26 protein-coding genes and 1 other annotated feature are annotated in these 26686 nt (G+C 45.7%); of the genes, 24 read left to right on the top strand and 2 right to left on the bottom strand.

Features of this window, described 5'->3' with window-relative positions; all coding sequences use genetic code 11:
• Positions 1-17: 17 nt before the first annotated feature.
• Positions 18-1031 (top strand): spore coat protein YsxE, encoded by a 1014-nt coding sequence (gene ysxE / locus C232_RS0102545; protein ID WP_018660944.1) that lies wholly within the window; start codon positions 18-20, stop codon positions 1029-1031.
• Positions 1032-1054: 23 nt separating this feature from the next.
• Here the strand turns inward: ysxE and C232_RS0102550 are convergent, their stop codons facing one another.
• Positions 1055-1246 (bottom strand): hypothetical protein, encoded by a 192-nt coding sequence (locus tag C232_RS0102550; protein WP_018660946.1) that lies wholly within the window; start codon positions 1244-1246, stop codon positions 1055-1057.
• Positions 1247-1417: 171 nt separating this feature from the next.
• Positions 1418-1653 (top strand) — a binding site (T-box leader).
• Positions 1654-1698: 45 nt separating this feature from the next.
• On the opposite strand from C232_RS0102550, the gene C232_RS0102555 reads away from it, so the two are divergent.
• A complete protein-coding gene (locus C232_RS0102555) occupies positions 1699-4353 on the top strand; it encodes a valine--tRNA ligase (protein ID WP_018660949.1) in 2655 nt (884 codons plus the stop codon).
• Positions 4354-4676: 323 nt separating this feature from the next.
• Here C232_RS0102555 and C232_RS19720 read toward each other — a convergent pair whose 3' ends face one another.
• Complete coding sequence (locus tag C232_RS19720) at positions 4677-4898, bottom strand: hypothetical protein (protein WP_155891532.1); 222 nt, start codon at positions 4896-4898, stop codon at positions 4677-4679.
• A gap of 192 nt (positions 4899-5090) precedes the next feature.
• Here C232_RS19720 and C232_RS0102560 point away from each other — a divergent pair, with 192 nt between their 5' ends.
• The 22 genes from C232_RS0102560 (at position 5091) to minD (ending at position 26429) form a co-directional block, all read left to right on the top strand.
• On the top strand, positions 5091-6395 hold the full coding sequence (locus tag C232_RS0102560; protein WP_018660950.1) for a bifunctional folylpolyglutamate synthase/dihydrofolate synthase: 1305 nt from the start codon (positions 5091-5093) through the stop codon (positions 6393-6395).
• Between the two features lie 177 nt (positions 6396-6572).
• Positions 6573-6986: a PulJ/GspJ family protein gene (locus C232_RS0102565; protein ID WP_018660951.1), complete on the top strand. Its 414-nt coding sequence runs from the start codon at positions 6573-6575 to the stop codon at positions 6984-6986.
• The gene (locus C232_RS0102570; RefSeq protein ID WP_018660953.1) at positions 6983-7507 is read left to right on the top strand and encodes a PulJ/GspJ family protein; all 525 of its coding nucleotides are present in this window, start codon (positions 6983-6985) and stop codon (positions 7505-7507) included. Before C232_RS0102565 ends, C232_RS0102570 begins: the two co-directional genes overlap by 4 nt.
• Before the next feature lie 3 nt (positions 7508-7510).
• Positions 7511-9088: a type II secretion system protein gene (locus tag C232_RS0102575; protein WP_018660955.1), complete on the top strand. Its 1578-nt coding sequence runs from the start codon at positions 7511-7513 to the stop codon at positions 9086-9088.
• A gap of 131 nt (positions 9089-9219) precedes the next feature.
• Positions 9220-9987 (top strand): DUF2721 domain-containing protein, encoded by a 768-nt coding sequence (locus C232_RS0102580; RefSeq protein ID WP_018660958.1) that lies wholly within the window; start codon positions 9220-9222, stop codon positions 9985-9987.
• A gap of 3 nt (positions 9988-9990) precedes the next feature.
• Positions 9991-11382 carry a VanW family protein gene (locus C232_RS18345; protein WP_018660960.1) on the top strand — a complete coding sequence of 464 codons (1392 nt, stop codon included), beginning with the start codon at positions 9991-9993 and terminating at the stop codon, positions 11380-11382.
• Positions 11383-11459: 77 nt separating this feature from the next.
• The gene (locus C232_RS0102590; RefSeq protein ID WP_018660962.1) at positions 11460-13121 is read left to right on the top strand and encodes a GspE/PulE family protein; all 1662 of its coding nucleotides are present in this window, start codon (positions 11460-11462) and stop codon (positions 13119-13121) included.
• A gap of 9 nt (positions 13122-13130) precedes the next feature.
• Positions 13131-14183 (top strand): type IV pilus twitching motility protein PilT, encoded by a 1053-nt coding sequence (locus C232_RS0102595; RefSeq protein ID WP_018660964.1) that lies wholly within the window; start codon positions 13131-13133, stop codon positions 14181-14183.
• Positions 14170-15375: a type II secretion system F family protein gene (locus C232_RS0102600; RefSeq protein WP_018660965.1), complete on the top strand. Its 1206-nt coding sequence runs from the start codon at positions 14170-14172 to the stop codon at positions 15373-15375. Before C232_RS0102595 ends, C232_RS0102600 begins: the two co-directional genes overlap by 14 nt.
• A gap of 71 nt (positions 15376-15446) precedes the next feature.
• Positions 15447-15914, top strand: a complete 468-nt coding sequence (locus C232_RS0102605) for a prepilin-type N-terminal cleavage/methylation domain-containing protein (RefSeq protein ID WP_018660967.1) — start codon at positions 15447-15449, stop codon at positions 15912-15914.
• Positions 15915-16071: 157 nt separating this feature from the next.
• Positions 16072-17073 (top strand): type IV pilus biogenesis protein PilM, encoded by a 1002-nt coding sequence (pilM, locus tag C232_RS0102610; RefSeq protein WP_018660969.1) that lies wholly within the window; start codon positions 16072-16074, stop codon positions 17071-17073.
• Positions 17074-17850: a PilN domain-containing protein gene (locus tag C232_RS0102615; protein WP_018660971.1), complete on the top strand. Its 777-nt coding sequence runs from the start codon at positions 17074-17076 to the stop codon at positions 17848-17850.
• Positions 17847-18602, top strand: coding sequence for a hypothetical protein (locus C232_RS0102620; RefSeq protein ID WP_018660973.1), 756 nt, complete (start codon positions 17847-17849; stop codon positions 18600-18602). Before C232_RS0102615 ends, C232_RS0102620 begins: the two co-directional genes overlap by 4 nt.
• Before the next feature lie 66 nt (positions 18603-18668).
• The gene (locus C232_RS0102625; protein WP_018660976.1) at positions 18669-19430 is read left to right on the top strand and encodes a prepilin peptidase; all 762 of its coding nucleotides are present in this window, start codon (positions 18669-18671) and stop codon (positions 19428-19430) included.
• Positions 19431-19583: 153 nt separating this feature from the next.
• Positions 19584-20582 carry a hypothetical protein gene (locus C232_RS0102630; RefSeq protein WP_018660978.1) on the top strand — a complete coding sequence of 333 codons (999 nt, stop codon included), beginning with the start codon at positions 19584-19586 and terminating at the stop codon, positions 20580-20582.
• A 206-nt stretch (positions 20583-20788) separates the two neighbouring features.
• A complete protein-coding gene (locus C232_RS0102635) occupies positions 20789-21379 on the top strand; it encodes a Maf family protein (RefSeq protein ID WP_018660981.1) in 591 nt (196 codons plus the stop codon).
• Between the two features lie 23 nt (positions 21380-21402).
• Positions 21403-22086, top strand: coding sequence for a RadC family protein (gene radC, locus C232_RS0102640; protein ID WP_018660982.1), 684 nt, complete (start codon positions 21403-21405; stop codon positions 22084-22086).
• A gap of 180 nt (positions 22087-22266) precedes the next feature.
• A complete protein-coding gene (locus C232_RS0102645; RefSeq protein ID WP_018660984.1) occupies positions 22267-23283 on the top strand; it encodes a rod shape-determining protein in 1017 nt (338 codons plus the stop codon).
• Positions 23284-23413: 130 nt separating this feature from the next.
• Positions 23414-24280, top strand: coding sequence for a rod shape-determining protein MreC (gene mreC / locus C232_RS0102650; protein ID WP_018660988.1), 867 nt, complete (start codon positions 23414-23416; stop codon positions 24278-24280).
• Complete coding sequence (gene mreD / locus C232_RS0102655; RefSeq protein WP_018660990.1) at positions 24280-24798, top strand: rod shape-determining protein MreD; 519 nt, start codon at positions 24280-24282, stop codon at positions 24796-24798. Before mreC ends, mreD begins: the two co-directional genes overlap by 1 nt.
• Positions 24799-24934: 136 nt before the next feature.
• Positions 24935-25618 (top strand): septum site-determining protein MinC, encoded by a 684-nt coding sequence (gene minC / locus C232_RS0102660; RefSeq protein ID WP_018660991.1) that lies wholly within the window; start codon positions 24935-24937, stop codon positions 25616-25618.
• A gap of 1 nt (position 25619) precedes the next feature.
• Entirely contained in the window at positions 25620-26429 is an 810-nt protein-coding gene (gene minD / locus C232_RS0102665) for a septum site-determining protein MinD (protein WP_018660993.1), read from the top strand.
• Positions 26430-26686: the final 257 nt, after the last annotated feature.

Consider the following 26686-nt stretch of genomic DNA (forward strand, 5'->3'; position numbering starts at 1 on the left):
AAGTGAGCCGGGTGATCATGTTGAATCATTTGTCGCAGCAGGATATGAAAGATTTACTGAAAGCGTACGGGTTGCAGGCAAATTACATGGAACGGTACGGGAAAGCCTATAAAATTTATGCGGATCAGGGGATGTTTGCATTAAAAAGAATCTCCCCGCAGGCCGGAATGGACTTTATCCGCCAGGTACAGTTTTTATACCAGCGGGGCTATAACCGGATCATCCCGGTTTACCCCGCTTTAGACGGCCGCTACGGCGTGCTGTACAACGGGGGATTGTATTACTTAATGCCATGGCTGCCCAATGAAGAGAAAGAGGACCGCGGCGAAAAGCACCAAAAGATGTTCCGTGAATTGGCACGCCTCCATGGCCTCTCAGCAAAAGAAGTTACAATTTCAAAAGAGAAACGCCAGGAACATTATGATGAAACGGCCGGAAGCTGGGACCGGCAGCAGGAATTTCTCGCAGAATTCCTTGAACGCTGTGAAAAACAGGTATATATGTCGCCGTTTGAACTGCTGTATTGCACCTTTTATAATGAAATCAGCCAGGCGCTTGGATTTGCAAAAAAACAACTGGAATCTTGGCTCGAACAATCGAAGGAGACGGAAAAAGCCCGCACCGTCATCGCCCACGGAAAAATTTCGACGGAGCATTTTCTGTATGACGAACGCGGGCTTGGCTATTTTGCTAATTTTGAACAGTCAAGAATTGCCGCGCCGTTTTACGATCTGCTGCCATTCTTGTCAAGAACGCTTCATACCTATCCAAAACGGTTTGACGAGTGCGTTGACTGGGTTCGCACATACTTCAGCTATTTTCCGCTTCATGAAGATGAGAAGCATTTATTTTTCAGCTATTTGTCCCACCCCGGCCCGATTATTCAGGTGGTTGAGGACTATTACACCGGCCAAAAGCGCCACGAGGTAAGATCCGTTGCAAAATTGCAGGAAAAATACTGGCTTTTGAAAAACACAGAATATGTTGTCATGCAATTGACAAAGGGGCCTGAGCCCGCTTCAAGCGATTAGATGGCTTAAAGCGGGGCCGGCCCCTAAAACCATTCATACTGAAAACCAAGATAAATGAAGATGAAAACCGCAAGCAGCAGGACATCAAATGTTGTCGGGAAAATGATGGTGCGAATGGCCTGGAAAATGGCAAAGGGAAGGATCAGCTGTTTGCATACGCTTTTTGCATTACGGCCCCAGTTGCGGATGGTGTATTTATTAAAGTTTTTTTTCAATCGTTTTCACCCCTTAAAAAACATCCATTATGAATAATGTATGATACGGTTATCCATTGGGTGAACCCATCATTTTTAAGGCAGGGATGAATATTTTCAGCAAAATCGGGCAATCATATTGACGTTTACTGAAAAAATCGATACGATAAACTATATTGAATTGAAAAAGCAATAAATACAAGGAATGGGAAGAGTATAATCGCGGTTCCGTTTAGAGAGGGAAATCAAATGCTGAAAGATTTCCTATGTGAATAACGATTAGAAGGTCGCCCAAGAGTAGCTTTTGTGAAACGTTGGAGTAGCAAAAGCCGGTGAAGTGCCGTTATCAACCCCAAAGTGCCGGGCATGATCGTTTTTAGCCCGTGAAAAAAGGTGGTACCGCGAATTTGGCTCCCTTCGTCCTTTTATGGCGAAGGGAGCTTTTGCTTTTTCGAGAATGTTTTTTGAAAGGAATGATTGAAGTGGAGCAGCAGGAAACGAGTATGCCAACGAAGTATGATCCCAAATCGATTGAAGAGGGGCGCTACGAATGGTGGGTGAAAGGCAAATTTTTTGAAGCTAAAGATGACCCGGCAAAACAGCCGTACACGATTGTCATCCCGCCGCCAAATGTAACCGGGAAACTGCATCTGGGACATGCCTGGGATACAACTTTGCAAGATATTTTAACACGGATGAAACGGATGCAGGGCAGAGACGTGCTGTGGCTGCCGGGCATGGACCACGCCGGCATTGCTACCCAGGCAAAAGTGGAAGCAAAACTCCGCAGCAAGGGCAAATCCCGTTATGACCTCGGCCGCGAAAAGTTTGTCGAAGAAACGTGGAAATGGAAAGAAGAATATGCCGGCTTTATCCGCAGGCAATGGGCGAAACTCGGCCTCGGACTCGACTACTCCCGCGAACGTTTTACGCTTGATGAAGGGTTGTCAAAAGCGGTGAAAGAAGTATTCGTTTCACTGTACAAAAAAGGGCTGATCTATCGCGGTGAATACATCATTAACTGGGATCCGGCGACAAAGACGGCATTATCCGATATTGAGGTCGTTTACAAAGAGGTGCAGGGTGCATTTTACCACCTCGCTTATCCTTTAAGCGACGGGTCAGGTACGATAGATATTGCGACAACACGGCCGGAAACAATGCTTGGTGATACGGCTGTCGCTGTCCATCCAAAAGATGAACGGTATCAGCATCTCATCGGCAAAATGATCATCCTGCCGATCGTCGGCCGTGAAATTCCGATCGTTGCCGATGAATATGTGGATATGGAGTTCGGCTCCGGCGCGGTAAAAATTACGCCTGCCCATGACCCGAATGACTTTGAAGTCGGCAACCGCCACAATCTTGAACGCATCCTCGTGATGAATGAAGATGGGACGATGAATGAGCGTGCCGGCAAATACGAAGGCATGGACCGTTTTGAATGCCGCAAGCAGATCGTAAAAGACTTAAAAGATTTAGGCGTTTTGATTAAAATCGAGGATCATATGCACTCGGTCGGCCATTCCGAACGCAGCGGCGCTGTTGTTGAACCATACCTTTCCACACAATGGTTTGTGAAAATGCAGCCGCTCGCAGATGCCTCAATAAAAATGCAGCAATCGGAAGGCAAAGTCCATTTCGTTCCGGACCGTTTTGAAAAGACGTACTTGCACTGGATGGAAAATATCCGCGACTGGTGTATTTCGCGCCAGCTCTGGTGGGGCCACAGAATTCCGGCCTGGTACCATAAAGAAACCGGCGAAATTTATGTGGATGTCAAGCCGCCGAAAGATCCTGAAAACTGGGAACAGGACCCGGACGTTTTAGATACATGGTTCAGCTCCGCACTCTGGCCATTTTCGACAATGGGCTGGCCGGACAAAGACGCGAAAGATTATGCGCGCTATTATCCGACCGATGCGCTTGTTACCGGCTACGACATTATTTTCTTCTGGGTATCACGGATGATCTTCCAAGGGCTTGAGTTTACCGGCAAACGCCCGTTCAAAGATGTACTCATCCACGGCTTGGTTCGTGATGAACAGGGCCGGAAAATGAGCAAGTCGCTCGGCAACGGGGTTGACCCGATGGATGTCATTGACAAGTATGGTGCTGATTCCTTGCGTTACTTCCTGGCAACCGGCAGCTCACCGGGGCAGGATTTGCGCTTCAGCTATGAAAAAGTCGAATCAATTTGGAATTTTGCCAATAAAATATGGAACGCGTCCCGCTTTGCATTGATGAACATGAATGGGCTCAAATACGAAGAAATTGATTTAAACGGTGAAAAATCGGTTGCGGACAAATGGATTTTAACCCGTTTGAATGAAACAATTGATACGGTCACAAAACTTGCAGATAAATATGAATTTGGCGAAGTGGGCCGTGCGTTATACAATTTCATTTGGGACGATTTCTGTGACTGGTACATTGAAATGGCGAAACTGCCGCTCTATGGCGACAACGAAGCCGCGAAGAAAACGACGCGCTCGATCCTTGCTTACGTGCTGGACCAGACAATGAGATTGCTGCATCCGTTCATGCCATTTATTACGGAGGAAATATGGCAGAATCTGCCGCACCAGGGGGAATCGATCACAACGGCTGCCTGGCCGCAAGTGGACGACAGCCTTTCCGATTTGGCTGCAAGTGAAGAAATGAAGCTTCTGGTCGAAATCATCCGTTCAGTGCGGAATATCCGAGCTGAAGTCAATACACCATTAAGCAAAAAGATCAAACTTCATTTAAAAGCGAAGAACGAACAAATTTTAGCAGTACTAAAACGCAACGAAGCATACATCACCCGTTTTTGCAACCCGGAAGAACTGAAAATGGGGCTTGACCTTGTTGCACCGGACAAAGCCATGACGGCGGTCGTTTCCGGCGTTGAATTGTTCCTGCCGCTCGAAGGCTTGATCAATTTTGAGGAAGAACTGGCCCGCCTCAAAAAAGAACTGGAAAAATGGAACAAAGAAGTTGAACGTGTCCAGAAGAAACTCGGCAATGAAGGCTTTATGAAAAAAGCGCCTGAAAAAGTCATTGCCGAAGAACGCGCAAAAGAAAAAGACTATCTTGAAAAATGCAGTATGGTTGAAGCACGCATCAAAGAACTGCAAAACCAGTAAAAGCCTGCATGCGCGGCATACGGGAAAGGGGACCTTTTCCGTTGCCGCCATTAATAACCAGGGCTGCCCCAAAAGCCGGCTCATTCTATTGATTCACTAAAACTTTTTTTATGACCAATAAGTACATTCCCCGAGCTTGGTTCACGGTGAACTGTCCTGCATAGGGCGTATGAAACTGATGAAGGCCATTGTGAAGAGTTAAAACAGGTGAGAAGGCGTTCATAAGGCGGATGAAAGCCATTGTAAAGAGAAAATATAGGTGAGAAGGCGTTCATAAGGGCAATGAAAGCTATCTTGAAGAGAAAAAACAGGCAAACTGTCGTTCATAAGGCGGATGAAAGCCATTGTAAAGAGAAAATATAGGTGAGAAGGCGTTCATAAGGGCAATGAACGCCATCTTGAAGAGAAAAGGCAAGGGGAACGGTGTTCAAATGTAAAATAAACCCAAATGAACGCCAATTTAACCAAAAATCCCGGGCCACTTGTTCTTCATCATCATGATGAACGCCATTTTCGAGAAAAAAAGGCGGCAAACTGTCGTTCATAAGGCGGATGAACGCCATTGTAAAGAGAAAAAACAGGTGAGAAGGCGTTCATAAGGGCAATGAACGCCATCTTGAAGAGAAAAAACAGGTGAGATGTCGTTCATAAGATAGATAAATTGCCAGACTGCCTGGCAGCGGGGATTCTTTGCCGGCTTTTGGCCCAGCTTTTACATATAAGGGGGATTGGACATCATGATACAAACATATGAAGCAGCCGTTGACTGGATTCAATCGCGACTGAAATTCGGGATCAAACCGGGGCTGGAAAGAATGCAGTGGCTGATGGCGAAATTAAACCATCCTGAGCGGAGAATGAAAACGATTCATGTTGCCGGTACAAACGGAAAAGGGTCAACGGTTTGCTATTTACGCAATATTTTGCAGCAGGCCGGGTTTACAGTTGGAACGTTTACTTCCCCGTATATTGAGCAGTTTAACGAAAGAATCAGCATCAATGGTATACCGGTTGGCGATACGGAACTTGTACTTCTGGTGAACCGTATTCGTCCATTAACAGAAGAACTGGAGCAAACGGAACTCGGGTCGCCGACAGAATTCGAAGTGATCACAGCGATGTCGCTTTATTATTTTGCCGATGTCCACCCGGTTGACTTTGTCATTTATGAAGTTGGTCTCGGCGGCAGGCTTGATTCAACAAACGTGATCACCCCGCTTATCAGCCTGATTACAAATATCGGGCATGACCATATGAAGATACTGGGGAACACAATTGCCGAGATTGCCTGCGAAAAAGCGGGCATTATCAAAGCGGGCATTCCCGTTATCACAACAGCCATGCAAAAAGAAGCGGTTGACGTCATAAAAAACAAAGCAACGGTAAAACAGGCACCCCTTTACCGGATTGGGGATGATTTTTCAGTGGCCAACCATCAGCCGCTTGCCAATGGCGAAATGTTCACCCTGATAAATCAACAGCAAAACATCGAAAACCTCTTGATTTCAATGAACGGACAGCACCAGGTCTATAATGCTGCTTTAGCTGTGATGGGCGCATTGCAGTTGGAAAGCCGTTATCAAATTCCTATCGGGCAGGAAGCAATCCGGGAAGGCTTGAAAAACAGTAAATGGATCGGACGCTTTGAACAGCTGATTGAAAAACCGCGCGTCATAATCGACGGCGCCCACAACCCGGAAGGCATCGACAGCCTGATTGAAACCATGAAAACCCATCTGCAAGGGAAAAAAATCCGCATGGTCTTCTCAGCCTTGGGTGATAAAGATTTGCAGCATATGATTCCAAAATTAGACCAAGTGGCGGACAGCATTGTATTTACAACTTTTGATTTTCCAAGAGCCATTCCGGCGAAAGCATTGTATAATAGGAGTGGACATCCTCATAAGAGTTTTAGCGAAAATTGGCAGGCCGTTTTGAAACAGACAATGGCTGATATCAATGAAGACGAGGTTTTAGTTATTACGGGTTCATTATACTTTATCTCGCAAGTCCGGAAATGGGTGTTTCATACTTACGCGTAAAATGATTTAATTACATAGGCAGAGGCTGTTCTGCTTTCTTATACGCAGAGTGTTCTGTATCATGAACAGCTCTCTTTTTTATCCACAAGATGGGCCTTTTGTCATGGGAAATACGGCCTTTTGGTGGATGATTCATGCAAATTTCACGATCAACTGTCTGCTTATTGGAGGTTTCCGATGAAACAACTTATCTTAAAAAGCCGTGGTTTTACGCTTGTTGAAGTTTTATTGTCGATTACGATCCTTGGAATGGTGATACTTGTTGCAGGCTCGGTTTTGGCCAATCATGCTGGCCATACGAGAATGGCGGAAGAAAAATTGTCAGGCATCCAACTGGCAAACAGCATTTTAAGAGCTTATCAGAAAAAGAGTTTCTCAGAAATTGAGGCAAAAGTGGGTACAACGGAAACCGTTGATATCAAAAGTCTGCTCGGAACGGATGCTGCAGAAGTGTCATATTTTACCGCGATGGCAACCATTTCTAAGCCGGCTGACAGCAGATTATCCAACCGCCTGCTGCTTGTCAAAATCACTGTGAAAAGCAGTAGAGACCAGCAAACGGATGAAGTGGAAGGATATGTCAAACAATGAGGGTACAGAATGAAAGAGGGGTAACTTTAGTTGAATTACTGGCAGCCATTTTCATTTCGTTCCTTATTATTGGCGGAATTTATGCCGTTTTTATAAACTTGGTGAAGCAATCTGAAGCAGATTTAAGCAAAAAAAATTTGGTAATCGAACAGACGGCGATTCTAAAAAATATGAACAGGGCGATGGAAAATGTTGACCAGGTGGAAGTTTCCGGTGATGAGGATGCTAATGGCACTTTTACAAGTTTCATAGCAATTGATCATAAAATGGTCGAACAAAATGGCGGCCGATCTTACACAACAAAAAAAACAAGTATCCCAATCACGACGACAAATGGCAACTTGAGCATTGATGGTATGATCATCAACAGCGATCATGTTTCATTGGACCATACGGCTTTTAAACTGGACAAAGACATTCTGCAATGCCATTTTGTCATAAAAGATAAAAAACACGATCAGATCAAAAAACTGTTTGTTTCTTACCAATTATCCGGCCGATCACCGGATGAGGGGGATTAGCTTATGAAATGGTTGAAGGATGAAAAAGGTTATACGCTTGTCACCGTACTATTGATCCTTGCTGTTGTTTCCGTTATTTCGGTCAGCCTGATGACGGCATCCTATTCCTCTTTTAAAGCCGCCAAATCAGCGGAAACCGATACGCAGGATAAATTGAAAGCGGAAAGAGTGGTAGATGAGGTAACGGCCATGATCGAAAATGATCTGGAAACGATTAACACCCGGATCAGCAGCAGTTCCATGACATCAAGCGAGCTGCTCACAAATCTTCATAATGACCTCAACAGCATTGCTTCAGAAAAACAATCGGATTGTACCCTTACTTATAAAACATTACAAGATGGTACAAATGCTGACGGGACCAATCCCAACGGTTCAATAACAGTGAAGGTTGTAATTGAAGTGCCTGTTGGAAACGCGCGGAAAACGCTGAAAAAAGTAATGACCTTGTCGACGATATCGGATGTATTTCAGTACACAGTTGTAACCCCGGGTAATCTTATTTTATACGGAGCGCCATACATAGAAGGGGATGTAAATGTTGGAGGAGATTTGTACTCCAGTAATTATGCAACATATGTGTTTGGTTTACCCGAGACAAAGAAAACTTCCTTTCCTGCGATTAACGGGAATTTGACGACAAGAGGAAAATATTACAGCTTTGATACTTCGCTATCAGAATGCAGGGCATTTACAGTTGGAGAAATAGCAAAACATTTCTCTGTTGTTCCGACTGTTAAAACCAGGCAATTGATCATTGATACAATTGATGTTGGCAAAACAATTGATGATCATACCCTGTCATGGCCAAGGGATCATTTTGTAAACCAAAAACAATCAATTTCGGGGACTTATACGTACCCGGGGAGTGTCTTCCTTGACTCATTAACCATAAAGCGCAATGCCAAGGTAACTGTTGAAGGAGACTTGTATATAAGCGGGAGTCTGAGCTGTTATGGCTCACTGACTGTTTCCGGAAACATTTACGTAGGTGGAGAAGCAACGTTAAGCGGAACCGTTACACTCTTAAATTCCAGTAAATATATTTATCTTGCTAACAATGCCGAATTAAGCGCGCTGAATTTAAATGGCGTCATGTATATTAACCATTCGGCAACATTAACCGATGATGTTAATACGAACGGCAGTATTTATGCACGCAGCAGCATTACGGCCCAAAACTTTTCCAATCATGATGGTACACTCATTTTACTCTGTGATGGAAATATAACAATCTCTAATAATAACGAATTTGAAGACGATCCTAAAGTTATGAACGCCTACTTTTATTCGAATAGCGAGCTATTTATTTACGGGGTTGGTTCAAATATCAGAATAAATGGCGGAATTTATGGAAATCCAATAAAATTAAGTGCTACGAAAGGGACAACTTACGAAAGATGGTGGCTGTTAATCCATTATTTGGATTTCCAGGATAATCAGGATTCTATTGATGCGAACAAATCCAGACTGTCTATTTATTTTAAAAAAAACCTTGTTCTAAACCCGCCAAAGGGCATCCCGACAGTCAACAAAGTGTCCTTAACGGAAATAGACACCTCTTATGTGGATAGCCACTGAAATTTCCAAAAACAAATGGAACAATCTTCCCAAGCAGGGAGATTTATACTACAATAGTCTTAGCCATATTTCGACGATTTTAGTGCTTTTTTACTAGAATACGTTCTGAAACAATAGAAAGAGTTGAGAAAATGGATCTGCTTACATTAGGTGTTTCCGTGATTGCTTTTTTAATTGTTTTGGTTATCCTGTTTGTTTTTCCTTTCTGCTTTACCAAAAAAGGGATTATTTTACTGGTTTCAACTTCTTTTTTGCTTGCGCTTTTCAGCTTGGTGGCGAACAGCGTGCTGCCTCTATGGGAAAGCAGCCTGATTACTTTTCTTTTGGTGCTTTGCTGCTCCTATCTGCTGGAGAAAAGAATCCCGTTTTTGTTTGCAGAGACAGATCATACCCCGAATGTATTGCCGGGTATGAACGGGCAGGAAACATTACTTGCGCAGCCTCCAGCGAAACCGGCTATGACAGAACCTGAAGTTTTTGAAAATTTGAATGCGGGCGCGGGGAAGACGGTCTCGCAAGCTGGCGGATCAGAAGGACAAACTCCAGTGGCGGCTTTTAAAGAAAAAGCCGAACCGGTGCCGGACTGGGAAGAAATTAAAGAACCTGCTTCTGCAGCCAATACGGAAAAAAGAAAAGCTGAAGGAAAGGAAACCGATTCGGACGATTTCTCATTTTCCCAGGCGGATAAAGACGAAATCAGCTTTCTGGAGGACCGGCTGTCATTCGTTGATGATGATATGCACGCCGGGCAGGCAGAAAAAGAAGCGGATCAGGAAACGATACCGATTGAAGACTGGATCATGGCATTGGAAAATCCGGATACATCTTTGCCGGACACCCATTCTGTAAAAGAACCCGCAGGAAAAAACTGTGCAAAAGATAAGGAAAGGCAGGGGTGAAGTGTGGGAAACAACCGCTTTGTAAAAGTGTTTATAGTCCTGTTTACGAGTACAGCTTTTATATTAGGTTTCTCACATTTCGGGGTTCTTGCATTGGAAAAAGGTTTCGGGCATGCGGCCCAACTTTCTAATGGCACATCTGCCGGAGGAGTCAGCCTGTCCGGAATGGAAAAAGACAAGGCCGGGCAAAAACTGGAAAATGCTGTGCAAAACTGGAAATCGTCCCATCCCATTATGATTACCTATTTGAACCATTCTGCAAAGCTTCCGGCCGATCGCTTACAGTTTGATATAAAGGAAACCCTGAAACACATACGGGATGGCGGTTCAACACCGCTTTTTGTAACATTGAACAACCGCGTGCTAATGAATGTGCTTTCGAAAGCTTTCCCGGCAATCAGCCTTGAAGACTGGAATATTGATCGTTTAAATGCGGATATCTGCAAAGCGGCTGCCCGCCTGGAAACTGGAAAAACCAGTTTTGATCTGTCAGCTTACACGCTGTCGGACCAAACGGAAAAAGTTGTCTCCAAAGCAACGTTAACTAGTATTCCTGCAGCAGACCGGTATGAATTGGAAACCTGGGTGAAAGAATTTCCAAAACTGAATATCCCTGCAGCGTCTTCGTTTTCTTTATTAAAAACTGCAGGGGAAACCGGCTCCTATTTTTCCAATACAGCGCTTAGTATCGTTGCCAGCGCCATTTACGAAGCGGTGCTGCCGACAAACTTTGAATGCATTGAAAGGTATACAAGTAGCGAACTGCCAGGCTATGCCACACCTGGAAAGGAAGCACGGGTTGTGCAGGATAAACTGGATTTTGCTTTTATCAACCCGAACCACTCGGCCTATACCTTGCAGTTTGCCTATAAAAACGGAGCATTAACTGTTTCTGTAACCGGCCGGCCTTTTGCGGAAAAATATAAAATCATCTCTAAAAATGCCCAGACCATTGAACCGAAAACAGCTGTCCACTACACCAGCACATTAACGGCAAAACAGTCCGTTGTGCTGCAGTACGGAAAAACCGGGCACTATGTGAAAATCTACCGGAATGTATACAGCCGGCACAACAGCCTGCTGAAATCCGTTCCTGTATCAGAAGATTTTTATCCGGCTGTATCTGAAATTATTGCAAAAGGTTACCCGGAAGAGGACAATTCGGGTGCGGAGGATGAAACAGATGCAAACGCGTCCGGTGATTCAAAAACTTCCGGAAACGCATCATCAACAGATCAAAACCGTTCAACAGAATCGAACGAATCTACAGCTGATGGGCAAACCGGTGCTGCACAGCCCGGCAGTTCAGCCGGCAAAAATGCGCCTTCAAACAGCAAGGATTCAAATGATAACAGCAGGACGGCAAATTCAGGCAGCACTAACAACGAGAGCTGATCTGCAGTGGCGGGCTACGGGAATGAAAGTGATTGAAACTGGCACATCTAACATGAAGCAAAAAGCGGGGAATCAAAATGAAACAAGTACGGAAACGGCTCGGGGATCTATTGATTGAGTCAGGCTTGATTACAGAAGAACAATTACAGCAGGCCCTGAAGGAAAAAGAGGCAGGCCAGAAGCTGGGTGATGTACTTCTAAAGCACGGTTACATCACCGAGCAGCAGCTGATCGAAGCGCTTGAATTCCAGTTGGGCATTCCGCATATCAGTCTGTATCGCTATCCTTTTGACCAGAACATCATGAACCTTGTACCGAAAGAAATGGCAAAAAGAAACCTGCTGATTCCGCTGAAAAAAGACGGAGACCAATTATTTGTTGCAATGGCGGACCCGATGGATTTTAATGCAATTGATGATCTGAGGCTGTCGACCGGCTTCCGGATTGAACCGGCCATTGCGTCAAAAGATGATATTTTGCGCGCAATCAGTAAGTACTACGACCTGAATGACGGTGTTAAAGACATTTTAAATGACATTGTTGAAAACGAAGAAACGGCAGCTGTTCCGGCAGGCGATGATGATTCCCCGGTCGTGCAGCTTGTGAACCAGATCCTGCAAACTGCTGTCCAACAACGGGCGAGCGATATCCATCTCGACCCGCAGGAAACAAGTTTTATTGTCCGCTACCGCGTTGATGGGATTTTGCGGACAGAACGGGTGCTGCCCAAGCATATGCAAAATGTACTGACGGCACGCATCAAAATCATGGCGAATCTCGATATAACAGAGCACCGCATACCGCTTGACGGGCGGATCAAGATTGACCTGGATTTTCATCCGGTCGATATCAGGGTTTCCACGCTGCCAACGATTTACGGGGAAAAAATCGTGTTGCGGATTCTTGATCTGACAAGTGCAATCAACGATATCCGCCAGCTTGATTTTAACAAATTGAATTTACAGCGTTTTTCACAGTTGATCCAGCGTCCGAACGGGATTGTCCTGATTACAGGGCCGACCGGTTCAGGGAAATCATCCACATTATATGCGGCTTTGAACCATCTGAACAGCGAACAAGTGAACATCATTACCATTGAAGATCCGGTTGAATACCAGCTTGAAGGCATCAACCAGATCCAGGTTAATAATTCAGTCGGGATGACATTTGGCAAGGGGTTGCGGGCAATATTGCGGCAGGATCCGAATATTATTATGGTCGGGGAAATCCGCGACAAAGAGACTGCTGAAATTGCCGTCCGCGCCTCGCTGACCGGCCATCTTGTCTTGAGCACGCTGCACACGAATGATGCACTCGGCACCATTACGAGATTAATAGATATGGGGGTCGAGCCCTTCCTTGTTGCAGCATCATTAAGCGGGGTCGTTTCCCAGCGGCTCGTGCGCAAGGTGTGCCGCGACTGCGCAGAAGAACAGGAACCGACCAAACGGGAGGCCGAAATTTTTGCAAGGCGCGGCATGAAAGTTGAAAAAATTATGCGCGGGCGCGGCTGCGGCAACTGCAATATGACCGGTTATAAAGGCAGAATGGCGATCCAGGAACTGCTGGTGATTAATGATCATATCCGGCGCGGTATTATGAATGGGGAGCCGCTTTCGAAACTCAGGGAGTATGCCGTCCATCATAAAACGATTTTCCTGCTGGATGACGGATTATTAAAAGTGAAACAGGGCTTTACGACGACAGAAGAAATTTTGCGCGTGGCCCTGGCGGAGTAGGTGAATAGAATGAAAGAAAAAATCGAATATCTGCTGCGCGCGGCTTTTGAACTAAAAGCCTCGGATCTTCATTTGACCGTCGGTGTGCCGCCGATTATGCGCTTGAACGGGCAATTGAAGCGATATGGAAAAGAGCCGATGACACCGCAATTGACAGCAGGCATGGCAAAAGCGATCATTTCGGAAACGATGTGGCCTGCATTTTTGGAACGGGGGGAGATTGATTTTTCATACGGCATTCCGGGCGTGTCACGTTTCCGGATTAATGCCTACCGCCAGCGCAATTGTATTTCACTGGCGATCCGCGTCGTGCCAACAAGAATTCCCACGGTTGAGGAACTGCATCTGCCGCCGGTTTTGTACACTTTTACGGAAAAACCGCAGGGCCTCATTCTTGTAACTGGCCCGACCGGCAGCGGCAAGTCTACCACACTCGCTGCCATGATCGACCATATGAACAAAACAATGCATAAGCATATCATTACACTCGAAGACCCGATTGAATATTTACATAAACACCAAAATTGTATCATTGACCAGCGTGAAGTGGGGTTTGACACGCAGAATTTTGCAAACGGGCTGCGTGCGGCGCTGCGCCAGGATCCGGATGTGATTTTAGTCGGTGAGATGCGTGATTTGGAAACGATTCACACGGCAATTACAGCCGCGGAAACCGGCCATCTCGTGCTCGGGACGCTGCATACGTCAAGCGCGCCGTCCACCATCGACCGGATCATTGATGTATTTCCGCCGTCCCAGCAGCCGCAAATCCGTATTCAGCTGGCATCTGTTTTGGTCAGTATCATTTCGCAGCGGCTTTTCCCGACACCAGATCAAAAGGGGCGCCGGGCCGCAACAGAAATTTTGGTGAATAATCCGGCGGTTGCAAATCTGATCCGCAATGAAAAAATCCATCAGATTGTGAACGTTTTGCAGACAAGCCGCGCCCTCGGCATGCATACGCTGGAAACCGATGTGAAGGATTTGCTGCACAGCGGTGCGATTTCAAAAGAAGCGGCAGAACCTTATTTACTGGAGATTGTTCAAAATGCCACGATTTAAATACCAGGGAAGAAATAAAACCGGCAGAAAAAACGGCACCATCACCGCAGACTCCAAACGGGATGCAATTTTAAAATTGCACGAACAGGGCATCCGCGTTTTGCAGGCGGATGAGCTCCCCGAAACGCTGATGACGATGGAAATCAGCCTTGGCAATCATGTCAAGCTCCAGGATTTTGTGATTTTTCTGCGCCAGTTCTCGACGCTCCTGAAAGCCGGTGTCACGGTTGTCGATTCGACAAGCATTCTGGCCAGCCAAACGAGCAGCAAAACACTCAGAAAAACGCTTTTGGAAGTCGAAGAGGACCTGCGCGGCGGAATCGCGTTGTCGCAGGCGGCCGCGAAGCATAAAAAAGTGTTTACAACGATGTTTATCAATATGGTCTATGCCGGTGAAGCAAGCGGCAGTCTGGATGACACATTGGAACGCCTTGCCACTTATTACGAGAAGCAGCACCGCACCCGGCAGAAAGTTAAATCAGCGCTGACATATCCCGCGTTTGTCGGAGTGATGTCGATTGCGGTTGTGATTTTTATGCTGATTAAAGTAGTGCCCACTTTTGTTTCCATGTTAAAAGATTATAATGCACAGCTTCCTGCAGTCACGCGTTTTGTGCTGGCGGCGAGCGGCTTTATGCAGCAGTACTGGTGGCTGATCCTTTTGCTGGCCACCGGTCTGTATCTGCTGCTCGTGATCATGCGGAAAAATCAGGCGGCCAAGTATTATTTGGATTATGCGCTATTAAAAATTCCCGTATTCGGCAAGCTCGTTCAAAAATCGTTAATCGCCCGCATGACGCGGACGTTAAGTTCCCTTTTTTCCAGTTCAGTGCCGATTTTGCAGGCATTATCGATCGTCGCGAAGATTGTTGAAAACGAAGTCATTTCAAAAGTGATCCGTGAATCAAGAGATGCGTTAGAAAAAGGGCAGTCAATGACTGATCCGATGCGGCGCCACTGGGTATTTCCGCCGCTTGTGACACAGATGATTGCGATCGGTGAAGAAACCGGCGCGCTTGACGGGATGCTTTCAAAAGTCGCAGATTTTTACGAAGCCGAGGTGGAAGCGGCAACCGACCAGTTAAAAGCACTGGTTGAGCCGTTTATGATCATCATCCTCGCGGGGCTGGTCGGAACCATCATCGCGTCGATCATGATCCCCATGTTTGAAATTTATAATAATGTTCAATAAAGTGAACAAAAAAATGGAAAAATCATGTATAATAATATAGGTAAAATGATCTAGGACAAATGGAGGGGAACATGTTGGAAAAGAAACACAAGTTATTAAAAAGTCAAAAAGGTTTTACATTAATTGAATTGCTGGCAGTGATTGTCATTTTGGCGATTATTGCAGCAATTGCGGTTCCGGCAATTGGGAATGTCATTAAACATTCGCGTATTGATGCTGTTAAAGCGGATGCTATACAAGTACTGAATGGGGCAAAATTGTATGTTGCTGGTAGTTCCCTTGAATTTGGTGAAAGTAACACAATTACTTTGAAAAAAGCTCAATTGGAACCTTATCTAGATGATGAAGCCGGTAAGTTAACTTCTTATTCTGTAACTGTAACGAACAACAATAATAAATATACTTATACAATTACTGGAAAAGGTAAATATGGGTCTAAAGGTGACGAAACAGTTACATTTAAAAATGCTAGTTTGAAAGCAATTAGTAATGCCGGTAAAGGAGATACAAGAATTACGCCAGCCGATGCCGGAAAGTAAAAATTACTACGCTTTTATCATTTTATCGGTATCCATATTCTTATGAGCAGATGTAAGTTTATTGAATTAACGTTTGTTCTCCGAATGTAAGGTCTGCCCCCAACTGGGCCAGGCCTTACATACTAATTTGCTAGATTTCAGTTAAGGAGCATTCCCAATGGCATTCTCATTTCTACCATCTACCAAAAAAATCGGTAATATCATCATCAAAGATCATGTCGTCCGCTATCTTGAACTGAGACAGGCCAATCCGCCTGTAATCCAGAAGTTTGGGGAACATGATCTTCCGGAAGGGCTTATCCGTGACGGAAAGATTGCCGATGCAGAGACACTTGCGATGATTATGGAAGAATGCCTCGATGATTGGGGGGTGAAACGGGGAAAGCACCCGATCCGTTTCACCATCCCTGATCATTATGTGATTGTGCGCAAGGTGGCGATTCCTAAAGAAGTCGCTGTTGATGAAATCGAAGGATATATTTACATCGAACTTGGCTCCACGATCCATCTGCCATTTGAAGATCCGGTATTTGACTACACATTCCTGTCCCAAACCGGTAATGAAAAGCAAATTCTCTTATTTGCTGCGCCCGAAGTGATCGTCCGCGAGTATGTGGATTTTTTTAACGGGTTCCATCTCAATCCGGTTGCTGCCGATCTCTCCCCTTTATGTGTTTACCGCGCTTTTTATCATTTGAATGCTATTAACCCGGCGGACCATATCCTGCTGCTGCAGTTTGATTTAACGGCGGTGAATGCTGCGGTTTTTCATCAGCACTACCCGTTTCTTACGAGAGAGATAGAGATTGATTTGCCGGTTTCTAAATGGGAATCCAGTACCGATGCTTTCGGGGAGAAAAAGTACCGCTGGCCGGAAAAAGATCCAACCCTGCGGTACGAAATCGTGAATCTCATGAAAGAACTGGACAGGATCGTCAATTATTACCAGTTTTCGATACGGCAGGGCAAGGCCAAAATCACTAAAATTTTACTGAATGGCGATTATCCGTATTTGTCTAAAATGGAACACGATTTAACGGAACAAATCGGCCTGCCGGTTGAAACGCTCCGGACGGAAATGGTTTCAACGTCTGCAGGCGCAGGATTTTCCGCACGCTATGCACCTGTTTTGGGGCTGGCGCTGAAAGAGGTGAACTAGATGCTGGTTGACATTAATCTGCTGCCGAAAAAAGAGCTGAAAAATATTGCGCTTCTCTTTTGGGGAGGTATTTTAATCGTTGCTGTCATTATTTTTCTGATTGTCTTCTATTTCGCGCTCCATGCCGCAAAGCAGGAACTGGACAGCACCAGCCAAAAGATCAGGCAGGTTGAATCCGCGCAGGCAATAGAACAGGCAAAACAAAAGAGCAATACGAACGCGCAGGATTTGCAAAAACTCGAGGCAGCCGTGAACTGGGCAAACGACTATCCGGTAAAAGCGGTGCCAATTCTGGAACAGCTCACAACATTACTTCCCAAATACGGCTACATCCGGCAATTTTCCTGCTCGGAAACCAGCGCAGAAGCCACCATCCAATTCGATTCAAATGATGAGGCTGCATATTATCTGAAACGTTTAAATGACAGCAAATACTTCAGCGATGCTGTCCTCACCAGCATCCAAACGGAAGAAATGCAAAGCGGAGCGGCTTCAAATTCCGGGACGCCAGCTGCAAATACAAAAGCAGCTTCGGAAACGAAAACGGCTGCACAATCCGCTTCAAATACCAGAGCAAACCCGGATGGCCCGAAAAATTCAGAAACCTCATCCGGCATCAGCTCCGATGCAAACGCAAGTACAGCTTCGTCATCAAATACAGATGCCGCCGTTTCTGCAGGCTCAAGCCATATACTGCCGGTTTATTTAGCCAGCTATACGATGCAGCTGAATAAAGATGCGCTCAACGCGGCGGAAAAGGAGGAGAAAAATAATTGAACCTCCGATTGAATCAAAAACAGATGATCCTTATGATTTCCCTGCTGCTCGTCTGCATTGCCGGTGCGGCTGCCCTGTACTGGTATGTGCTGGCGCCGGTAAAAACCGAAACGGCAACGAAAAAGTCTACTTTAAAGTCGGAACAGCAGGTGCTCTCGTCTTTGCAGTCCCGTGAGCAGGAGAATCCGGATATGCAGTTGGCCACGATTGTAAACCTGTTGAAAAAAGTGCCGGCAGAACCGCTGACAGAACAATTTCTGCTTGACTTTCAAATGGCAGAGTCTCTTTCAGACAGTTTAATAACCGAAACGGAATACAATCAGGAGGCAGATTCGGATAGCGGTTCATCGTCTGCCGGCCAATCTCAAGGCACGCAAAATAAGCAGCCCGCATCATCAGAAACAGCAGCTGCCGCGTTGCCGTCCGGCATAAAAAAACTGACCTACACGTTAACAGTAGCGTCACCGGACTATAAAAGCATGACCACTTTTTTAAAAACGATTGAAAACCTTTCACGGATTACGGCGATTGAGTCGATTGATTTTAATCAGTCTGAAGATACAGGCGCCGCTTCAAGCAGCAGCACGGCGTCTGATGCAAGTTTGAAATATACTGTGACGGTTTCCACCTTTTATGATCCGCAATTAAGCCATTATGCCGATTATTTGCCGGAGATTATGGTGCCGTCGCCAAGCCATAAGCGTGATCCGGTTTCCGGCCAACACACCCGAGCGGCTGATGCCTTGCAATAAGTGAATGGAATCGACGGGAAAACCGGTCATATAGTATAAACAAGCTGATGAATGGGAGGGATGCGTATGAGTACGGTATGGATCATTTATTTTGCAGCGATGGGCCTTGTGTTCGGTTCGTTTTACAATGTGGTCGGCCTGCGTGTGCCCAAGCACGAATCAATTGCTTATCCCGGTTCGCACTGCCCGAAATGCGGCCATCCATTAAGCTGGTATGAAAATATTCCGGTGTTTTCTTTTCTGTTTTTAAAAGGAAGATGCCGCGGCTGCAAGGCCCCGATTTCTGTAATTTATCCGGTTTTTGAGGCGATTACAGGCCTCCTGTTTGCTTATGCGTTTTACCGGTTCGGCTGGAGCATGGAGCTTTTGCTTGCCTGCTTATTCATTTCATTGCTCGTGATTATTACCATATCCGATTTGGCGTATATGCTGATTCCTGATAGAGTGCTGCTTCCTTTTGCAATTGCCATCGCAGCGGTCCGGCTGTTTTACCCGGCAATGCCATGGTGGTCGGCCTGGGCCGGAGCCATACTTGGATTCGGCCTGCTTTATTTGATTGCGGCCGTAACAAAAGGCGGGATGGGTGGCGGCGATATTAAACTGTACTTTGTGATCGGTTTGGCCTTAGGGGTGGAACGGACTTTTTTGTCTTTTTTCCTGGCGTGCCTGTTCGGTGCGCTCTACGGGATTGGCGTGCTGGCTGCCGGCAGGTTTAAAAAGCGCAGCCCGATTCCTTTTGGGCCTTTTATTGCAGCAGGTTCCTTGATTGCCTATTTTTTCGGGCATACCCTGATTGGCATTTATATGCAGTTTTCCGGGCTGCGCTGATAGAAAAACAGACTCTTTCTGCGGCTGCAAAAAAGCCTCCGCTTATTGGCGGAAAATGCCGGAAAACAGCGAATTCCTTTTCCAACAAGGCGACAAAAGTCTTGTTCTTTTTTTTGCAAATTATGTTAGCATAAAGCAAATCGGGGGCGAGAGGTGAAAAAATTGGACAAAGCGAACAAACCTGCAAAAGTGATCGTGAAAATTAATGGTAAAGCTGGCGGCGGAAACCGAGAAGTAGAAGTCTGCGATTGGAAAAATGCCGAGCATGAAGCTGCGGCTGCAGCTGATGGAAAAAAGGAAGATGAATCTTTTGACTGGGTGCTGCCGGAGCTCGATGCGGAAGAGGTAAAGGAATTCCAAATCATCAACTACACACCCGAGCCCAAGAAGAAAAAAGTGTTAAAAAAACTGAAATCTTCCAAATCGGTGCCGGCCATCTTTTTTTCTGTGGCTGCTGCGGTTGTGGTCGGGGCTGTATTGGGGTTGATTATTTTGAAAATCACGCAATACCAGGAAGGACAAACCGCAAAATCCGCTTCACCGGCTGCCGGCATCTCCCTGCAAAGCGGGGCAGGAAAGGCAGCCCAGGCACAGCTGCCAAAGCTGAGTGTCGGCATTATCCAGGCGGGCGTCTTCAGCAGCAAGGAGGCAGCTGATGCGGCACAGAAAGACCTGGCAGCCAAAGATCTTCCCGCCATGCAGCTTTCCATGAATGGCAGCCGGTTTATTTTTATGGGGACTGCCGGAAGTATCGAGTTGGCAAAAAAAATGGAAAATTATTTTTCCGCTGAAAATGTCGAGGCCTATGCAAAAGAAATCAGCTTTGCCAGCAAAAAAATTCAAACTGTGACAAGTCATGACCAAAACTTTGTGAAACAAACGGAACCGTTTTTTCAAAAGCTTTTACATGCTGCAGCAGGCGCCATGCAAAACGGCGAGCTGCCTTCCAAAGATCTGGAAGGCATGAAGCCCCTCTTTCAAAAAATCAGCGCGCTGGATAACGTAAAACAGCCAACATTGCAAAAGCTGAAAAAATATGAAACAGCCGGTTATGAATCTCTTCTGTCATACCAAAAAAACGGCAATAAACAGGATTTAATGGAAGCACAGCAAAACTTGCTTGACTATATTAAAGTATACAGCGGGCAATAATATTCTTTCTATCTTTCTTTAACTGCAGAGCGGATATTGGAATTTTAATTGAAAAAGCGGTGTGCATCTGAAAAGTCCATGCCCGCCGCTTTTTTCGCGCTGTAAAAAAATTTTGGCAAAAGGTTTTCAAATGTGATTGTCTGATTGTTCTATTTTTGGTATCATGCACTTGTATCTCCCTATTTTATCGTAAAGGACTTGTGAAGATGATGGACCTCATTTTGGCTTCCGGATCTCCCCGCAGAAAAGAACTTCTTGAAAAATTACAGCTTCCATTTGTAACCGTTCCAAGTGATGAAGATGAACAAATTGATCTAAACCGGCCGTCCGATGCAGTAGTGATCGAGCTTGCACGCAGAAAGGCAGAAAGTGTCGCCGCGCGTTTCCCGGCAGGCATCGTAATCGGCGCGGATACGATCGTAGTCTTTGACGGGCAGATCCTTGGCAAACCGAAAGACCGCGGACATGCCCGCACCATGCTGCGAAGCTTATCCGGGCGCACGCATTCTGTTTATACGGGCGTTGCCATTTGCAGCTGGGGCGGAACCGAAACCTTTTTTGAAAAAACGGATGTCACTTTTTGGGCGTTGTCCCAAGCAGAAATTGAACGTTATCTGGACAGCGGTGAACCGTTTGATAAGGCCGGCGCTTACGGCATTCAAGGTTTGGGCGCGTTATTGGTTGAAAAAATCCGCGGTGATTTCTATACCGTTATGGGGCTTCCGATTGCCCGCCTGCACCGGGTACTGTCAACAAACCCGAAATATGCTGCACTTTACGGCCCCTCCACCTCCTGACCGCAAAAAAGGAGGAAACCCATTTGCAAAAATTATTGATCAAAGATTTTCCCGCTGATGAACGCCCGCGTGAAAGATTGATTCAAAACGGCGCGGGCAGCCTCTCTAACCAGGAACTGCTTGCCATCCTGCTCAGAACCGGAACAAAAGAAGATTCGGTCCTCCAGCTCGCCAATCAGCTGCTGCACAATTTTGATGGCCTGCGCCTTTTAAAGGATGCCTCACTGGAAGAAATGACAGCAATGAAGGGCATCGGGACGGCTAAAGCAGTGCAGATTCTGGCTGCGATCGAGCTGGGCAGAAGAATCAGCAATTTAAAGCATAATGACCGTTATGTGATCCGGACCCCGCAGGATGGGGCAAACTATGTGATGGACGATATGCGTTTTCTTGCCCAGGAACATTTTGTCTGTCTGTATTTAAATGTCAAAAACCAGGTCATCCACCGCCAAACCCTCTTTATCGGCAGCTTGAATGCATCGATCGTACACCCGCGCGAAGTATTTAAAGAAGCACTCCGGCGCTCTGCCGCTTCTATCATCTGCTTCCATAATCATCCATCCGGAGATCCTTCACCGTCAAAAGAAGACATTGAAGTTACCAAACGCCTCGCCGAGTGTGGTAAAATAATGGGGGTTGAAATACTTGACCATTTGATCATCGGCGAGAAAAAATTTGTAAGTCTTAAAGAAAAAGGGTATTTGTAAGGCTTTGATTTTCGATTTGGTTAAGATATAATAAAACGTATGATTTTTACTGCTTGTTTTGCTGCCGAAACATTCAAAATGGATGCGGAAAGTTGCAATTGCTTCCAATTGATATAGGTTCTTGATTTGACACAAATAATGGTTATTGTAAATTTATGAATAAGAAAGGGAGATACATACATGTTCGGAAGCAGGGATTTAGGGATTGACCTTGGAACGGCCAATACATTAGTGTTTATAAAAGGAAAAGGGATTGTTGTACGGGAGCCTTCCGTTGTTGCCATTCAAACAGATACGAAACAGATTGTTGCAGTCGGAAATGATGCGAAGAAAATGATCGGAAGAACGCCGGGGAACATTGTCGCAACACGGCCGATGAAAGACGGTGTGATTGCCGACTATGAAACGACTGCAGCGATGATGAAATATTATATTCAACAGGCAACAAATAAAAAAGGCGTTTTTACAAGAAACCCGTATGTGATGGTTTGTGTCCCGTCCGGCATTACAGCAGTAGAGGAAAGAGCGGTGATTGATGCAACACGCCAGGCCGGCGCCCGGGATGCATTCACGATTGAAGAGCCATTTGCGGCTGCAATTGGCGCAGGCCTTCCTGTATGGGAACCAACCGGAAGCATGGTTGTGGATATCGGCGGCGGCACGACAGAGGTAGCTATCATTTCCCTCGGTGGTATTGTCACAAGCCAGTCGATCCGTGTCGCGGGGGATGAAATGGACGAAGCGATAATCAGCTATATCCGCAAGAATTACAATCTTTTAATTGGCGACCGGACCGCAGAATTAATTAAGATGGAAATCGGATCAGCAGGTGAGCCTGAGGGCATAGAACCGATGGATATCAGGGGCCGGGATTTGTTGACAGGTTTGCCGAAAACGATCACGATTACAGCGGAAGAAGTTGCAAAAGCATTGCGCGATACCGTCTATGCGATTGTAGATGCAGTGAAATACACGCTTGAACAAACTCCGCCTGAACTTGCGGCTGATATTATGGACCGCGGAATTGTACTGACAGGCGGAGGTGCTTTGCTGCGGAATCTTGACCACATCATCAGTAAAGAAACCGAAATGCCGGTCCTCATTGCCGAAAATCCGCTCGACTGTGTCGCAATCGGTACCGGCAGTGCATTGGAACATATCGAGTTATTTAAAAATAAGGCCAAAGACTCCCGGTGATTGGAAAGCGGAGAATGTATCGTAAAATCCAATTCTCCTGCCGTCATAAGTCTTGTACCGGCAGGGGAACTCTTTTGGGATTTGGCACTTATTTAAGAGGTGAACAGAGTTTTATATAGGAGTGGGTTCCATGCCACAATTTTTTCTCAATAAGCGATTGATTGTACTATTAATTAGTGTTATTTTGCTGGTTGCGATGATTGGATTTTCGTTAAGGGAGCGCGAACATATTTCAAAACCCGAGCAATTTGTGCGCGATATCGTTGGGCTCGGCCAATCCGTCATTGCCAAACCTGCCAACGGGCTTGCCGGATTTTTTGAAAATGTGCAGGACCTGAAAAATACATATACCGAAAATAAAAAACTGAAATCCCATTTGGACCAACTGACAAGCCTGGAAGCAGAGAACCGTGAACTTAAAAATGAGAACGAAAATTTAAAAGCGGCCATTAAGGAAAAAAATAGTCTCAGAGATTCTGAATCGATTCATGCCCAGGTCATTGCCCGCAATCCTGATAGCTGGTATGAGCAAGTTGTTATCGATAAAGGCGAAGTGAACGGCGTTTCAAAAAACATGGCGGTTATCACGGCCAGTGGTTTTATTGGAAAAGTGACCCAGGTTGATAAGTTTTATTCGACGGTCGAACTGCTAAGCTCTCCGGACAAAACCAACCGCGTTTCCGCCAAGGTGCAAGGTACAAAAGATGTCTTCGGGTTAATTGAAGGGTATGATAAGAAGTCAAAATTGCTTCTTTTAAAACAGCTGGATTTCGACATCAAAATTAAAAAGGGCCAGCATGTTGTGACATCCGGACTGAGCGGAATGTTCCCGAGCGGGCTTTTAATCGGCGATGTACAAAAGGTTGTGCCGGATGAAAACGGGCTGACACAAACGGCATATGTAAAACCGGCTGCTGATTTTTATGATGTGGCGAATGTTTTAATCATTAACCGGAAAGCGGAAAAATTAAGTTCCATCACAGGGGGAAGAGAATAATGAAACGTATCATTCTCCCTCTGATCCTAAGTTTATGCTATATTGCGGAAAGTTTATTCGTACAATTTATTTCGCCCCAATCCTTTGGCGCCAACTATATCATGGTTCCCCATTTCCTTCTGGCCGCACTGATTTTAATGGGGATGTACTACCGGCATAGAAGCACAGTGATTTATGCTTTTGTTTTCGGAATGTTATTTGATGCGTTTTACACAGGCGTTTTGGGCATTTACTTGTTCTTCTTCCCGCTTGCAGTTTATCTCACAACACGGCTGATGAAGATTCTCCAATCGAATCTGTTGATTGATACAGGGGTTGCTTTGCTCGGCATTGTGGTTGTTGAATTTCTTGTTTATGGCGTGAATGCATTGATTAATCCCCGAATTATGGGATTTAATGAGTTTCTCAATTGGAGGCTGTGGCCGACACTGATTTTAAATGCGGCTTTTTTTATATTGGCCTGGTATCCGTTGCGGAATTTTCTAATGCGCAGAATGAGAGAAGAACAGCAGGAATAAGCGCGATGTCCGGAATCGTGATAAAATGAAAAAAGAGGAATTTCAGATACATTTGTCGAATAGTAGATTACCTGTATGTCTGTAAGAGGGATTCGGGCACAGTACAGTTATCAGCCACTGAGGTGAGCAGTTTGAAATGAAGAAAACGCAAAATGTAACCATAAAGGGAACAAAAGACGGGTTAACCCTGCACTTAAACGATCTTTGCTCGTATGAAGATTTAAAATCAGAGCTGAAACATAAATTATTGGCGCATTCATCTGTTAAAGATGTGGAAAGCCCGATCATTACGGTTAAAATCCAGCTTGGAAACCGGTATTTGACTGCTGAACAGGAAGAAGAGATCAAAGACCTGGTGCGTGCCCAGCGCAACCTGGTTGTTGATGAGATCATTAGCAATGTCGTGACAAAAGAAGCCGCAGCCAAAGCCAAACTGGAAAATGAAATTGTCCCGGTTTCGGCCATCGTCCGCTCCGGCCAGGTTCTGAAAGTGGAAGGCGATATGCTGCTTGTCGGGGATGTCAATCCTGGCGGTACGGTCATTGCAAATGGCAATATTTTTGTCATGGGGAACCTGCGGGGAATTGCCCATGCCGGACACAGCGGCAGGAGGGACGCAGTGATTGTGGCTTCGAATATGGTTCCTTCCCAGCTGCGGATTGCGGATTGTTTAAATCGTGCGCCTGACCATTATGCGAAAGAAGAGCGCCACGAAATGGAATGTGCTTACATAGATTCTTCCGATCAAATCATCATTGACAGATTGCAAGTTTTAAAACATCTGCGGCCGAATATAACGAGATTACAAGGAGGGTTCTAATATGGGTGAAGCGATTGTCATTACTTCCGGAAAAGGCGGCGTCGGAAAAACGACCACATCAGCAAATCTCGGCACTGCGCTGGCGCTTTTGGATAAAAAAGTCTGCCTCGTTGACACAGATATCGGGCTTCGGAATCTGGATGTGGCGCTGGGGCTTGAAAACCGGATCATTTATGATTTAGTCGATGTCGTGCAAGGCAGGTGTAAAATTCATCAGGCAATTGTGAAAGATAAACGCTTCGATGATAAACTCTTTTTGCTGCCGGCTGCGCAAACAAGCGACAAATCAGCTGTGATGCCGGAGCAGATGAAACAGCTGATTCATGAATTAAAACAGGAATATGATTATATTTTGATCGATTGCCCGGCAGGCATTGAGCAGGGTTATAAAAATGCAGTTGCAGGAGCGGATCAGGCAATCGTCGTGGCGACCCCTGAAACCTCCGCCGTTCGGGATGCAGACAGAATTATCGGGCTGCTTGAAAAAGAAGAGCATATTGAGCCCCCAAAACTGATCATTAACCGCATACGCAACCATATGATGAAAAGCGGGGACATGCTGGATATTGACGAGGTGACCAGCCATTTATCGATCGACCTGATCGGCGTGGTGGAAGATGATGAAGAAGTGATCCGCGCCTCCAATCAGGGCGAGCCGATTGCGCTCAATCCGAATAACCGCGCCTCGATCGCATACCGGAACATTGCACGCAGGATTTTGGGCGAAACCATCCCGCTGCAGCCGCTCGAAAACCCAAAAACCGGCATGTTTGCCAAATTTAAAAAATTATTCAGTTCAAAAACCTCCTAACTTGAGATAGCTGCAAGGCATCCCGTTTCGAATCACGGGAATTGCGCAATTGAAATAGATAAGTAACTGATGTAAAACGTCCTTTATCAAAATGGTAAAGGACATTTTTGATTCGTGGGGAGGAAACGCCGGGTTTTCAAACCCGTGATAAATTCCCACATCGCCTTCATCTTTGGAGGATTGTGTACGCCACGCGGTTGAAGTCCTGCCGCCAACGAACAGCCGCCTCGCTTTTTACAGGCATATCCCGCCCGGAC

The sequence above is a fragment of the Heyndrickxia acidiproducens DSM 23148 genome (assembly GCF_000374345.1).
Taxonomy (GTDB): Bacteria; Bacillota; Bacilli; order Bacillales; family Bacillaceae_C; genus Weizmannia; species Weizmannia acidiproducens.

Coding starts and splice junctions, on each gene's coding strand:
- pilM (WP_018660969.1), top strand. CDS start 16,072: ATGGCATTCTCATTTCTACCATCTACCAAAAAAATCGGTAATATCATC.
- mreD (WP_018660990.1), top strand. CDS start 24,280: ATGAAACGTATCATTCTCCCTCTGATCCTAAGTTTATGCTATATTGCG.
- C232_RS0102565 (WP_018660951.1), top strand. CDS start 6,573: ATGAAACAACTTATCTTAAAAAGCCGTGGTTTTACGCTTGTTGAAGTT.
- ysxE (WP_018660944.1), top strand. CDS start 18: ATGTTGAATCATTTGTCGCAGCAGGATATGAAAGATTTACTGAAAGCG.
- C232_RS0102635 (WP_018660981.1), top strand. CDS start 20,789: ATGATGGACCTCATTTTGGCTTCCGGATCTCCCCGCAGAAAAGAACTT.
- C232_RS0102575 (WP_018660955.1), top strand. CDS start 7,511: ATGAAATGGTTGAAGGATGAAAAAGGTTATACGCTTGTCACCGTACTA.
- C232_RS0102560 (WP_018660950.1), top strand. CDS start 5,091: ATGATACAAACATATGAAGCAGCCGTTGACTGGATTCAATCGCGACTG.
- mreC (WP_018660988.1), top strand. CDS start 23,414: ATGCCACAATTTTTTCTCAATAAGCGATTGATTGTACTATTAATTAGT.
- C232_RS0102580 (WP_018660958.1), top strand. CDS start 9,220: ATGGATCTGCTTACATTAGGTGTTTCCGTGATTGCTTTTTTAATTGTT.
- C232_RS0102625 (WP_018660976.1), top strand. CDS start 18,669: ATGAGTACGGTATGGATCATTTATTTTGCAGCGATGGGCCTTGTGTTC.
- C232_RS0102570 (WP_018660953.1), top strand. CDS start 6,983: ATGAGGGTACAGAATGAAAGAGGGGTAACTTTAGTTGAATTACTGGCA.
- C232_RS0102645 (WP_018660984.1), top strand. CDS start 22,267: ATGTTCGGAAGCAGGGATTTAGGGATTGACCTTGGAACGGCCAATACA.
- C232_RS19720 (WP_155891532.1), bottom strand. CDS start 4,898: ATGAACGACAGTTTGCCGCCTTTTTTTCTCGAAAATGGCGTTCATCAT.
- C232_RS0102595 (WP_018660964.1), top strand. CDS start 13,131: ATGAAAGAAAAAATCGAATATCTGCTGCGCGCGGCTTTTGAACTAAAA.
- C232_RS0102605 (WP_018660967.1), top strand. CDS start 15,447: ATGTTGGAAAAGAAACACAAGTTATTAAAAAGTCAAAAAGGTTTTACA.
- C232_RS0102615 (WP_018660971.1), top strand. CDS start 17,074: ATGCTGGTTGACATTAATCTGCTGCCGAAAAAAGAGCTGAAAAATATT.
- minD (WP_018660993.1), top strand. CDS start 25,620: ATGGGTGAAGCGATTGTCATTACTTCCGGAAAAGGCGGCGTCGGAAAA.
- C232_RS0102555 (WP_018660949.1), top strand. CDS start 1,699: ATGATTGAAGTGGAGCAGCAGGAAACGAGTATGCCAACGAAGTATGAT.
- C232_RS0102590 (WP_018660962.1), top strand. CDS start 11,460: ATGAAACAAGTACGGAAACGGCTCGGGGATCTATTGATTGAGTCAGGC.
- minC (WP_018660991.1), top strand. CDS start 24,935: ATGAAGAAAACGCAAAATGTAACCATAAAGGGAACAAAAGACGGGTTA.
- C232_RS0102600 (WP_018660965.1), top strand. CDS start 14,170: ATGCCACGATTTAAATACCAGGGAAGAAATAAAACCGGCAGAAAAAAC.